The sequence below is a fragment of the Rhodopirellula maiorica SM1 genome (assembly GCF_000346295.1).
GTDB classification, from domain to species: domain Bacteria; phylum Planctomycetota; class Planctomycetia; order Pirellulales; family Pirellulaceae; genus Novipirellula; species Novipirellula maiorica.
The window spans coordinates 1-12,101 of sequence record NZ_ANOG01000060.1 but is presented as its reverse complement, the minus strand read 5'-3'; the positions used below and the strand labels follow the sequence as shown (position 1 = coordinate 12,101).

Below are 12,101 nucleotides of genomic sequence, written 5' to 3'. Positions count from 1 at the left end.
GGGCTGCTCTGCCATGAATTTCAACGCCTCTTCCGAAGTGCCTGTCGACATCGCGACCTGCATGGAAGTCCCATTAAACATGCATTTCAGACCAAAACGTGCGGCTTCGTGATCGTCGACAACCAATAGTTGTGGGGACATGCTTGCTTCCAAAAAACGATGATGATAAACGTGCTGTTGAACTTGTGATGTCGACGATTGTTCACTGTTTGTGCACTCAACACTAGCCCACTTTATTCGCTAAAGCATTGATAAAACAGCACTTACAGTCATAACGGAGCGAAAAACCGTGCCAAAGGTGGGGTTTCGGATTGCCGTATGCCTTTAGGTGGGCGTATTCGCACTTATTTGACCGGAACTTAATGGTGACCTAGATACCTCTGTCGCTCCGCATCACCGGCGATGGCGAGCCCACCGCTGGTGGTTCTAGCCCACCATGGCGGCCTACTGTAAGCAAATTCCGTCTCACGCCCTTTCGATCTACAAAACATCATGAGTGCATCTGCATCGATCCTGTTAGTCGACGACGACCAACATCTCGCCGATTCCATGGCTCAGTGGTTGCGAGAGATGTCCTACTATATAGAGACGGTGGGAACGTTGGCAGCAGCGAAAGCGGCTTTAAAGAAACAAAACTATGATTTGTTGATCACGGACCTTCGTCTCGGTGCCGATGACGGATTCGATTTGATCGGTTACACCAAAAAACAGCATCCGGACACCTCGGTGCTGGTGATCACCGGCTATGCGACCCCGGACACCGCCGTTCAAGCGGTCCGCGCAGGGGCGTTTGATCTATTGACCAAGCCATTGATCGACGACGAATTGACGTTGGCCATCGAACGCGCGGTCGAACAGCGAAAGATTGCTCAAGAGAACGAGACGCTGCGATTGCAATTGGATCGCCGCAGCGGGATGGAGAACATCCTTAGTCACGATTATCGAATGCTAAAGGTATTTGATGTCATCGACAGCGTCGCGGATGCCCGCGCGTCGGTGTTGATCACTGGCGAAAATGGCACCGGTAAAAGCATGATTGCTCGGGCAATTCATGCTCGTAGTTCCCGTCGAAACGGACCCTTCGTCGAAGTTGCCTGTGGGGCATTGCCAGACACGCTGCTCGAAAGTGAATTGTTCGGTCACGTTTCGGGGGCTTTCACCGGCGCCAACCATGACAAGCCTGGAAAATTCGACATGGCGGACGGCGGCACGCTGTTCCTAGACGAAATCGCGACCGCAACCCCAGCGATGCAAGTCAAGCTGTTGCGTGTCTTGCAAGAATTTAAATTCGAGCCTCTTGGGGGCAATGAAACGCATTCCGTCGACGCTCGGGTGATTCTGGCAACCAACGAAGATCTGACCGGCGCGGTCACAAGTGGTGCGTTCCGGCAAGATTTGTACTACCGAATCAATGTGGTGAACATTGTTTTGCCACCGCTACGTGAACGTCCCGGCGATGTCACATTGCTGGTGGACCATTTCCTCACCGAAGCAGCCGAATCATGTGGTCGAGAGATCGAAGGATTTGACCGCGAGGCGATTACAGCGCTGCAAAGCTACAGCTGGCCGGGGAACGTTCGTCAACTGGAAAACATCGTCGAACGCGCCGTCTTACTCGGTCGAGGACCGGTATTGACGGTAGAGGATCTGCCACCAGAAGTAACCGGTCGTACGTCCGATGTGGTCTTTGCCAGCCCCGCGACCAATCCCACCAACCGCGTCAACCACACGATTGGACAGGTCGATGGCAAAACGCTTCGTGAAGCCCTCGAAGCTCCGGAGCGAGAAATTATTCTGCAGTCGCTTCGTTCACACCATTGGAATCGAGCCGCTACGGCAGATGCGTTGGACATCAACCGCACGACGCTCTACAAAAAAATGAAACGGCTCGGCTTGGACGATCCACGGCTGCAATACGCCAACTAGGGGTTCGACGAATTATTGCAAATCCACACGTTTGTCAATTTCTGACAACTTAAAACGCGTGCTGACAACGGAGTGTTTCTCAGGACCTGGGCGATACTTGATGTAGGTCGTTGCGTAGAGAGTACCGTCGCTCAAACGCTCAAGCCCCGGATAACCACAATCAAAAACATTAGCGGCATGATTGTGCAGTAGTTTGATCCGATATTGACCGGGACGCCCTTGCCGAATGTCTTCGTAGGTGCCCACCCAAGCGACGAAGTGTCCCTTGGTTTTGCTGTTGGGTGCTTGGTCTCGAAACGCGATGACCCAGCGTCCATCGGGGGCTTGGATGCCCATGTGGCGATCCCCGGTCAACCCCCAAGCGGTATCGACGGGCTCGCTCCACGTTTCACCCTCATCACGAGAAAACATCATTAAACTGTGACCGGTGTGAGTGTTTTCTCGCATCAAACAACACAACTCTTTCCCATCGGGCGATCGCAGCACGAACGGTTCGCACGGGTTTTTGCCATCCACCGCTGCGACCACTTGGGGCTCTGACCAAGTCAACCCACCATCAGACGTGATCGACTGCAACACGTTCAGTGGCGTTCGGTCTTTTCCACCGGGGCCTTTGTGATAGAGTCCGAGGTAGCGTCCATCGTCCAGACGCATGACGCTGCTAAACGTCATCACACAGGGAAAGCCGAGCGGTGGCATTTCTTTCCACGTCTTGCCTTCGTCTTCGCTCATGATGCTCGGCATTCCGGGGCCGCCTCGTTTTCCCAGTGCCGCCGAGAATACCCACAGTCGAGCAACTCCTTGCGGATCGACCATCCGATAAATACTGGGACAATTTTGATGGGTCGAAAACCCAGGCGGCAAGGATGCATCTAAACGCACCCAACTTCGTCCACCATCGTCACTTCGCGCCATCGGTCCCGCCGCACCGCCATGATTGATACACCACACGCAGAACATGGTGTCGCTACCGGGCAATTTCAACGTCGTGGGATGTCCTTGGTACGTTTGCGGTGTTCCTTCGGCGATCACGAGTTGACGCTCGGCTTCCGCTGAAAGATCGATGGTCGGCAAACGCTTGGGTTCCTCGCCTGACGACGTCGCTGCCCATGAAACCAGACAAGCCAAAAACACTACACGACTCAATGCAAAATTCACTGTACGCCTCACGAAGTCTCACGGGAAAAATCACTTACTAGACCAACGGCACGTCGGAGCCTCGTCGCAACCGTATTACCCGAGGTTCGAAGTGGCGGCGGGTAACTCGATGCAAATCGGCATCGGCCGAGGAGTCGACGATACGAATTGCGGAGAGTGGCCAGTCGATTTTAATGGCTAATGAACATGAAAGCGACCGAACTAACGCATCGGTCTATACACTAGACCCGCATGTCATCATTGCGTGGTTCGGTCTCGACGAATCGCAATTCGTGGTACGCTAACCAAAGCTAGCTAGTCCGCCTGGATCCTGATCAAATGGACTCGGTTGTTCTCTCCTTTTCGCTGCCCGTGGCTGACCAGACCTTCGGCAACCGTAACCCAGGCTTCGTCTTGGTTGATTTGGCACACGCCTGAGTTGCCGAGGGTCGCATGATCCTCAGGCACAAGAACCTGCTCGGTTGCACGCAGCACCGTCAAACGCTGCGGATCGACTTCCGCGATAAACAGCGGTGCACGATGCCGCATGATGTGATCGTTGTCCGCACCTCGCCGCGTGTAGAGGAGATAGAGTTTCCCGCCCACGGTGACCCAGTGCTGCTGCGTGTTGTAGCTGCCCAGCGGTTTACCATCGTCGAACGTCCATGCGATCGCCTCAGAAAAATGGATTCCATCTCGGCCTTTTGCCACATACGCGCCATCATCCGCTCGCATCGTGAGAAAGAATTCGTCACTAAATTGAGTTACCGAGGGTTCATACAAACCGCGGTTGGTTGATAACGTGTGTTCGGAACCGTGCTCAACGTAGGTCAACGTTTCACCATCAAATCGACAACGTGCCACGATCGTGGTGTAACGCCGCGGATATTGGCTTTTCTGATAGCGGATTGGCAATAAAATATCGCCATTGGACAACATCACCAACTGATGGCATCCCGCATTGGGCGCAATGATTGGTTTGCCTTCGTGGTCCCGATCGGGCATCGCAACCGTGCGTAAGGGACTGGACTGTAGCGTCGCTGGATCGATGACGGCATAGAACACTTTTTCTTTCAAGTAGTTCTCTTTGGTTCCACCGGCAAAGTTGAATGTTTTGCCTGTTAGCAACAGCCGTTTTGTCGCCGTATGCCAATTCGGCCACACGTCGCCGGCGACCACCTCGTAACCATTTACTTGACGCGTTCGTTTCAATGTCGGCAGGACTCGCGGCGAGTTCCAAGTCCGGCCGTGATCTCGGGTGGTGGTGAAATAGAGGTCATGGTATCCATGCGCCCCGACCTTGGACGTTCGTGACATCGTGGTTAGCGCAAAACCATCCTCCCCCGACACCACGCCGGTTCTCGCTTGCGTCCAATCCCATTGGGCATCGCCTTCGGCAACGATGCCTCGAGTGATCGTCAAGTCTTGTCCAAGCAAATGTTCGCCACCTACGAACATCCAACTACACAGCACAACGGCAAACCAAATCAAACGCATCGAGATCAATCTTTCAACCGACAAAAATGGGAAGGGGAGGGGAATTCCAATCGTTTCCGAATCACAACGGACCTGCGATGACGATTGGTTTAAATCTGAACTTGATCTTCGGTCGCTTCAGCAGCGGAAAGCCCGATGGCTTGTTTGATCGCCGCGACTTCGAGACGCAAGTGTTTTTGAAAGAGCGAGATGTCGCCGCTGTGGATCAACATGTTCGCTCCCAGCTCTAGAAATCGAAGCTGTTGCTCAACATCCCCCCAAAAATGAATCCCGGCGCCTACACCAGCGGCTCTTGCTTTTAAGAAGATGGTTTCACACGCGGAAACGAACTCGGGGTGATCGTACTGTTCGGGCAACCCGAGATTACACGACAAATCGTGTGGCCCAACCAGCAACGCATCGATCCCGGGCACGGCGAGGATGTCATCCAAGGCTTCGATGCCCGCGACGCTCTCGATATTGATCACCAACAATCGCGAATCGGCGGTTTCCTCGATATAACGCTCCAGCTCCGCTTCGACCGTGTCACCAGCAAGCATTTGGTCAAGCTTGGCCCCTTTGATGGGGCGCAACTTGACAGCCCCACGCAATTGGCGAACTTGGTCGGCTGATTCAACATAAGGCGCCACCACGCCGGCGGCCCCTCCATCGATCACCATGGTGGCGGCATACGGATCGGGCGACGGGATCCGAACCAACGGGGGGAGCCCAATCGCATCATAGGTTTGACACATCCAACTGAGTTCAGCTCGGTCGATTGCGATGTGTTCTGTATCAATAAAAACGAAATCCAATTCGCTGTTGCCGATGGCGTCTGGCCATCGTGGCGACGTGGATACGATCAACGTACCAAACACGGGGGTTCCGGCGTGCAGGGATTGGCGGAGCTGGCGGCTGTTCATCTTGGTGGCAAATTACTGGCATCGGTTTTTGAGCAGATTGATCGTGCGAGTCCCCCGCACGATCTAACATTTTTGACGTGGCAACGGCAACAAGCCGGACACGATTGGATTTATAGATCCAAATCGACGACTTCCTTCATCGCACGTGTTCCCAGGGCGCCCCACAAACCGTAGGGGCTTTGATTTCCGTTTTGCGGCGTCCCATTGATATTCCCGGCTTCGATGCTGTCGGTGATGAACTTGATCGCACCGTCTGCCATCAACACATGGACTCCGCCTTGATGACGACTGCCCGCAGTGGAAACACCTTGGGATACGTCTCGCCCGCGAAAACAACTCGGTTTGTTGGGCGGAAGAATCGTTTGAAAGGCGCTGTATTGCAACAGTCCCGCAGCCCAGCGGTAGCCACGTGATTCGGAAGTTCCGTTTCGGGTATCCACGCTGCTGCGTAGAAATTGGGGACGATTGGGATCGATGCGATCAAGACACTTTTGCAGTTCCATCGCGGTATCGCTCACCAGCGCATCGTTGGTGTAGTACGCGTTGTCCGAATTGACTTCTTTGGTTCCCATCGACGTACAGATTTCACCTGCCATGATCGTATTGGCCGTACCGTCCAAGATATCGCGGAAACGTGTGACATGACGTGACCAGAACACGCCACGGTTGGTGCTGCGGGCACGCGAAGCGACCGTGGAGTCATTGGATTTTGACGTCCCGGCAACTTCGGCATTGTCATCGTCTGCAGCTTGGTAGAACCCGAATTGATTTTTGCCACCTGAATTAGACAAACGAGCATGGTCTCCGACACAGGCGGCGTAGTTCGTACGTCCCAGTGCGGGAAGCCCGATGCCGGGGTCGCTAGGACATCGAAACGACGGAATATCGGTATACCAAGGATCAAAGCTGGTCCATGGCGTCGGTCCCATCGGCACGTATTTATGCCCTGAAGCGTCAACGCCATTGGATACCGCCTCCCAGAGTGCTTGCTGCTCTACAAAGGGAAGCGTCCCAACCAAATAACTCAAAAACAATCGGTTTGACTTGCCGTTATTGATCGTTCCGGAAAGCTGGGCAGTGCCCCCGAGATTCATTGGCAATTGGTTGTAGGCGGCATGATAGTTGTGTAGGCCCAAACCAATTTGCTTGAAGTTGTTGCTACAACTCATTCGTCGGGCCGCCTCGCGTGCCGCTTGGACCGCAGGTAGCAAAAGCCCCACAAGTACCCCAATGATCGCAATGACCACGAGCAATTCCACTAACGTGAAACCGGCATTGCGGCGGTAAGATGAATGGACCATTGATGATCTCCTTGGTGAAAAAAATGATAATGGTAGGAAAAAAATGATGGTGGGAGAAAAGAGAAATCGATCATCACCCATTGCTCACGCTTTCCAATTACGTTTGGGTGGTGACCGGGAGCAATCAGATTCCGTAGCGAGAATCTTCAGGCATCGGTGGTCATCGAACGCTCATACTCGGCTTCTACCGCCGCGGCTTCTTCGGGGGTCATCTCAGGTCGCTCGATCACACGAGGTCCAGATTCACCACACCCGCAAATCATCGCGAACAACAGCAGGGAAAAAAGAAAGACTTGTTTCATTGTCAAACTCGATCTTGATGGCAGGACGGCGGGACCCACGAACCTCTTGGCAATGCAGCCAGCGGGTTTAGAAGGCAACTCGGGGGGAAGAAATAAGCTCGGAAGGTATTCCAGCGTGACCGAGTCTAAACCAACACCGTGTGGTTGCAATTGTCACTTTCGCTAATAACATTGGCATTTTCGCTACCCTAAAAAGCCGTTTTACGTAGGTTTGCCGTTTAAACCGGCCAAGCGAAGCGGCTCCGCCGCGTGAGTGAAGAAGGGAATCGCAGCTAAACTAGGGGGCCCCATGCACCTAACACGTATTTCCATGATGCCACCCATGCCATCGAAACCGACGCCTCTTGTTGCCTCTCGATACGAGACCTCGGGCGGACGCAACATCTTGCTGGCGCTCAGTTGGTACTACCCCCAAATTCATCAAGGCGTCGCCCGCTTTGCTCGAGACCACGGCTGGAATATCTCGGCTGACTTTGACGATCCAGTTCCGAGTCACTGGAACGGGGATGGGGTTCTAACGTTATTGGGGACACGTCAGGACATTTGGAAACGACTTCGCCGCTTGGATGTCCCGATTGTTGACCTGGCGGAAAGTCGACCTGCAATCAAGCTTCCGCGGGTGACCCCCGACAATGTTGCGATCGGGCGAATGGCGGCGGAACATTTTCTGGAGCGAGGCTACCGCAATTTTGCCTTTTTCCATCGCAAGGGGCTCAATGTCAGCCGACGTCGTCGTGAAGCCTTTCAACAAAAGATCAACGAAGCGGGGCACGATTTGATCATGTTGAGCTGGAAACACGAACAGGGCGAGCGAAACGATACCGTCGAGCAACGACATCGTTGGTTGAAACGGCGACTGGCTCAGTTGCCCAAACCGCTTGCAGTGTTCGCTTCACGCGATGTCGAAGCGGTCGAAGTAGTGGATGCTTGTTCGCGAGCCGAGCTTTCGATACCAGATGAAGTTGCCATCTTGGGGGTCGATAACACCGAACTGATCTGCGACTTTTTGCGGGTGCCGCTTTCGAGTATCGAGGTCAATTGGGAACTTGTTGGATACGAAGGCGCGGCGTTACTGGATCGATTGCTTTGCGATCAAACCGCGCCAGCGGACCCGATCTATATTCGCCCCACCGGAGTGATTGAGCGACGCACTACCGATAGTCTTGCGGTCGATCACCCCAAAGTGGTCGCAGCGCTACGCTATCTGTACGACCACGCGAACGAAGCGATCAGCATGAACGACGTTTTCAAACATGTCGGGATGTCACGCAGCGGTTTGGAGAAAGCGTTCCGCGAACATTTCATCCGGGCTCCGGCCGAAGAACTGCGTCATATCCGATTGACGCGAGCGAAAAAGATGCTGTTGCGCACCGACAAGAACGTCAAGACGATCGCTCAAGCCACCGGATTCGAAACGCCCCACAATTTATGCCGCATTTTCAAGCAACACGTCGGCGTCACGCCAAAACAATATCGGCAAGGCGGCGAGGAAAGGTAAGGCGAGTTTTCGCGTGTCACCCTCGCTCCGGGATATGAGTGCCGGCAAAGCGTTTACCCACGATTGGGGCGAGGTACGTTTTTGCGGCCGGCGCCCTTGACGCCTTTGCGACGTTTCTTTTGGATTCCGGTTGCCTCGTTCTTGCTTGTAAACTCGACTTCCGAGATCGGTTTGCCGATGTTCTCTTTCAATTGAAGCACGCGGTCACGCAGCGATGCCGCCCGCTCGAACTCGAGATCCTCGGCGGCCGACAACATCTCTCGCTCGAGTGCCTCGACGTACTCCAACGTGATGTAAACGGTTTCGGCTTCGCTTTTGGCCAACGCCGACTCTTTCTTGCGTTTGGCTGCATCGGAATCAATTCCCGTGCGAATGGACTTCAAAATGGTCTGGGGAACGATTCCGTGTTTGGTGTTGTAGTCTTCTTGAATCTTGCGTCGACGACTCGTCTCTTCGATCGCCATTTGCATCGATGCAGTCACTTTGTCGGCGTACAGAATGACCTTCGAGTTCGCATTCCGAGCGGCTCGGCCGATCGTTTGAATCAAACTGGTTTCGCTACGCAGAAAGCCCTCTTTATCAGCGTCCAGGATGGCCACCAGTGAGACTTCGGGCAAATCGAGTCCCTCTCGCAAAAGGTTGACCCCGACCAAACAATCGAAGCGACCGGTGCGAAGTTCTTGCAGCAAGTCAACGCGTTCAAACGCATTGAGTTCGCTGTGCAACCAACGACAACGCACGTTTTGTTCTTGAAAGAACGTCGAAAGATCTTCGGCTAATCGCTTTGTCAACGCGGTCACCAGAACCCGCTCGTTCTTTTCCGCGCGGATGCGGATCTCATTTAGCAAATGATTCACTTGGCCTCGCGCCGGAATCACCTCGACGACGGGGTCAAGCAAACCGGTGGGCCGGATGATCTGTTCAACCACTTCGCCACCGGTGCGGTTCAATTCGTACTCAGCCGGCGTGGCGCTGACGAAACAAATTTGCCCGGTTCGTTCTTCCCACTCTTCGAACTTTAGCGGTCGGTTATCCAGCGCGCTCGGCAAGCGGAACCCGTGTTCGACGAGGGTCGTTTTTCGGCTGCGGTCCCCGGCGTACATTGCTCGGACCTGCGAGACCGTCACATGCGACTCGTCGACAAAAGTAATGAAGTCGTCGGGAAAAAAGTCGTACAACGTATCGGGGGTCGCACCCGGCGGCTTCCCCGACAACGGACGACTGTAGTTTTCGATCCCCGGACAGTGACCGACTTCGCTGAGCATTTCCAGATCAAATCGCGTGCGCGCCGAGATCCGCTGAGCCTCGAGCAATTTACCTCGCTGTTGAAACAGTTCCACTTGTTGCGTCAGTTCTTCTCGGATCGAACGAATCGCATTTTGAATACGATTCTCAGGCATCACAAAATGTTTGGCGGGATAAATATAGAGACTATCGACCGTTTTGATCGTTTCTCCTGAGACCGGATTGATCAGTGAAATCTGTTCAATCTCGTCGCCCCACATTTCGATGCGATAAGCGAACTCTTCGTAGCTAGGCCACAACTCGATGCTGTCGCCGCGGACGCGAAACTTGCCACGTTCAAATGCCACATCATTGCGTTCATAGAGCACGTCGACGAACTTAAGCAACAAGTGATCACGCCGCGTCTTTTCGCCTTTATGAAGCGATACGATCAGCTCTTTGTAATCCTCGGGCGACCCCAAACCATATATACTGCTGACCGACGCAACAATCACCACGTCGCGCCGGCTGACCAACGAGCTGGTCGTTGCCAACCGCAGCCGATCGATCTCTTCGTTGATCGACGAATCCTTTTCGATATAAACGTCGCGTTGGGGGATGTAGGCTTCGGGTTGATAGTAGTCGTAATAGCTGACGAAATAATGAACCGCATTCTCGGGAAAGAATTCGCGAAATTCGCCGTACAGCTGCGCGGCCAGTGTTTTGTTGTGGCTGAGAATTAGCGCAGGACGCCCCAAATTGGCAATCACGTTTGCCATCGTAAACGTCTTGCCGGTCCCGGTTGCCCCCAGCAAGGTCTGGGCGGATCTACCACCTAAGAACCCGCGAGTCAGCTCGGCAATCGCTTGCGGTTGGTCTCCGGCAGGCGGAAACGGCTGATTGAGATGAAATTCGGCGCGGGGAAGCTTTTTCGTATTGGACGTCATGAATGGTTCCACAGGCGGTCATGATGACATGCGTTGACCGCTTCACTGTAACGAAGAACGTCCCAAACGACGATGGCGCCCTGGTTAGGCCTCTATTAGGCTCCTGTTAGGCCCCAAAATTTGACTTTGGAAGTCGTCCGAGGAGGCAAACGCTCCACTGCCGAGCGGGCGACGCAAACGCGGGTGCAGCAGGTCAATTTTGAAACGCCGCAAAACATGGTATCTAAGGATGATTCGCTGCGATCACGTCTCCCCGGGGAGCGGCGTCGACACAACAGTAGGCAGCGATCTCGGCAATGGTTTTGGGGCCGATTCCCGTCACACGGCGGAGATCGTCAATCGATTCGAATCGTCCCCGCTGTTGTCGATCCTGAACAATGCGGTTGGCCAGCACCGGGCCGACCGTCGGCAGCAGCGACAATTCATGTTCGGCAGCGGTATTCAAATCCAAGCACAGCAATTTGGCATCCGTATCGCGAAGCGGCTCCGATCGGGGCGTCCCGCTTTGAGAGACAATCCGTCCGCCCAACACCCCAAAACAAAGCAGCAACACCACCGCCAGTGTCCACTGCACCGAGGGCTGCAACAGAGGCGAATGCCGCGTGGGGGTTGGGTTGGATGAATTCATCGATCCGCGATTCTTTCCGCTAAGCTTTAGCGTGTGACGGTTCGCTCATTATCCGCCATCGCCCCGTTTGAAAACAACGCGTCCCCACGACGCCGGGTCCACTTTTTCACAAAAACGTTACAATGCTAGCGAGCCATGTTGGTGCGATCGTATGATCGATCGATTAGCAATATCGGTGGCTGCATTCCGATGGCTTCCTCTTTTTGACGAATCGAACCCTGGACGAACCTGAGATGACTGATTATCCCCGCGTCGAAGCCGACGCTTTGCTCGAAAATGATCTGCGAATGCTGGTTCGACTCTCAATCGCCGAAGATTTGCGTGATGCAATCGATTGGACGACGGTTTGTTTGATTGACGCGGATCGCCAGGGCGGCTGCGAAATTGTGCCTCGGGGCGAAGGCGTTTGCGCGGGATTGGCCACGCTGCACTGGATCGTCGACGAATTTGATGCGTCGTTAGACGTCACGTGTTTACAAGAGGACGGATCGGACTTGGTCGCTGGTCAACCGATTGCGCGTTTGACCGGCAACGCACGCGACTTGTTGACTTGCGAGCGAACCATTTTAAATATCCTCAGCCGAATGTGCGGAGTGGCGACACTCACTCAGCGTTATGCACAAGTGATCGCATCGACCCATTCACGTCTGTACGACACCCGCAAAACGCACCGGTTGGCGGTTGTTGGAAAAGTACGCCGTGGGGTGTGGCGGAGGGCACAACCACCGCAGCGGTCTTC

The 12,101-nt window shown here is 54.1% G+C and carries 10 protein-coding genes and 1 pseudogene; 4 read left to right on the top strand and 7 right to left on the bottom strand.

Going from position 1 to position 12,101, the window contains the following annotated elements; all coding sequences use genetic code 11:
- Positions 1-492 precede the first annotated feature (492 nt).
- Positions 493-1,926: a sigma-54-dependent transcriptional regulator gene (locus RMSM_RS01890; protein WP_008690742.1), complete on the top strand. Its 1,434-nt coding sequence runs from the start codon at positions 493-495 to the stop codon at positions 1,924-1,926.
- A gap of 12 nt (positions 1,927-1,938) precedes the next feature.
- Here RMSM_RS01890 and RMSM_RS01885 read toward each other — a convergent pair whose 3' ends face one another.
- The 5 genes from RMSM_RS01885 to RMSM_RS41700 all read right to left on the bottom strand — a co-directional run bounded on the left by RMSM_RS01885 (position 1,939) and on the right by RMSM_RS41700 (position 7,065).
- On the bottom strand, positions 1,939-3,072 hold the full coding sequence (locus RMSM_RS01885; RefSeq protein WP_144057295.1) for a sialidase family protein: 1,134 nt from the start codon (positions 3,070-3,072) through the stop codon (positions 1,939-1,941).
- 306 nt (positions 3,073-3,378) lie between these two features.
- On the bottom strand, positions 3,379-4,560 hold the full coding sequence (locus RMSM_RS01880; protein ID WP_236621965.1) for a sialidase family protein: 1,182 nt from the start codon (positions 4,558-4,560) through the stop codon (positions 3,379-3,381).
- An 89-nt stretch (positions 4,561-4,649) separates the two neighbouring features.
- On the bottom strand, positions 4,650-5,462 hold the full coding sequence (locus RMSM_RS01875) for an HpcH/HpaI aldolase family protein (RefSeq protein WP_008690737.1): 813 nt from the start codon (positions 5,460-5,462) through the stop codon (positions 4,650-4,652).
- Positions 5,463-5,572: 110 nt separating this feature from the next.
- Positions 5,573-6,763, bottom strand: coding sequence for a DUF1559 domain-containing protein (locus RMSM_RS01870; RefSeq protein WP_008690735.1), 1,191 nt, complete (start codon positions 6,761-6,763; stop codon positions 5,573-5,575).
- 146 nt (positions 6,764-6,909) lie between these two features.
- Positions 6,910-7,065, bottom strand: a complete 156-nt coding sequence (locus RMSM_RS41700; RefSeq protein WP_008690733.1) for a hypothetical protein — start codon at positions 7,063-7,065, stop codon at positions 6,910-6,912.
- A 310-nt stretch (positions 7,066-7,375) separates the two neighbouring features.
- Here RMSM_RS41700 and RMSM_RS01865 point away from each other — a divergent pair, with 310 nt between their 5' ends.
- Positions 7,376-8,563, top strand: a complete 1,188-nt coding sequence (locus RMSM_RS01865; protein WP_236621964.1) for a XylR family transcriptional regulator — start codon at positions 7,376-7,378, stop codon at positions 8,561-8,563.
- A 53-nt stretch (positions 8,564-8,616) separates the two neighbouring features.
- On the opposite strand, the gene uvrB is transcribed toward RMSM_RS01865, so the two are convergent.
- Complete coding sequence (uvrB, locus tag RMSM_RS01860; protein ID WP_040763600.1) at positions 8,617-10,734, bottom strand: excinuclease ABC subunit UvrB; 2,118 nt, start codon at positions 10,732-10,734, stop codon at positions 8,617-8,619.
- Between the two features lie 223 nt (positions 10,735-10,957).
- Positions 10,958-11,362, bottom strand: coding sequence for a ComEA family DNA-binding protein (locus RMSM_RS01855; protein ID WP_008690728.1), 405 nt, complete (start codon positions 11,360-11,362; stop codon positions 10,958-10,960).
- A 233-nt stretch (positions 11,363-11,595) separates the two neighbouring features.
- On the opposite strand from RMSM_RS01855, the pseudogene RMSM_RS43690 reads away from it, so the two are divergent.
- Positions 11,596-11,892 (top strand): annotated as a pseudogene (locus tag RMSM_RS43690) (nicotinate-nucleotide diphosphorylase (carboxylating)); the annotation flags it as partial.
- Positions 11,893-12,043: 151 nt separating this feature from the next.
- On the top strand, positions 12,044-12,101 hold a 58-nt coding region (locus tag RMSM_RS43685), incomplete at its 3' end, for a hypothetical protein (protein WP_390172506.1).

What these genes read in the sequence shown, in the direction of transcription:
- RMSM_RS01890 (WP_008690742.1), top strand. Translation starts at nt 493, where the DNA reads ATGAGTGCATCTGCATCGATCCTGTTAGTCGACGACGACCAACATCTC.
- RMSM_RS01880 (WP_236621965.1), bottom strand. Translation starts at nt 4,560, where the DNA reads ATGCGTTTGATTTGGTTTGCCGTTGTGCTGTGTAGTTGGATGTTCGTA.
- RMSM_RS01875 (WP_008690737.1), bottom strand. Translation starts at nt 5,462, where the DNA reads ATGAACAGCCGCCAGCTCCGCCAATCCCTGCACGCCGGAACCCCCGTG.
- RMSM_RS01870 (WP_008690735.1), bottom strand. Translation starts at nt 6,763, where the DNA reads ATGGTCCATTCATCTTACCGCCGCAATGCCGGTTTCACGTTAGTGGAA.
- RMSM_RS41700 (WP_008690733.1), bottom strand. Translation starts at nt 7,065, where the DNA reads ATGAAACAAGTCTTTCTTTTTTCCCTGCTGTTGTTCGCGATGATTTGC.
- RMSM_RS01865 (WP_236621964.1), top strand. Translation starts at nt 7,376, where the DNA reads ATGATGCCACCCATGCCATCGAAACCGACGCCTCTTGTTGCCTCTCGA.
- uvrB (WP_040763600.1), bottom strand. Translation starts at nt 10,734, where the DNA reads ATGACGTCCAATACGAAAAAGCTTCCCCGCGCCGAATTTCATCTCAAT.
- RMSM_RS01855 (WP_008690728.1), bottom strand. Translation starts at nt 11,362, where the DNA reads ATGAATTCATCCAACCCAACCCCCACGCGGCATTCGCCTCTGTTGCAG.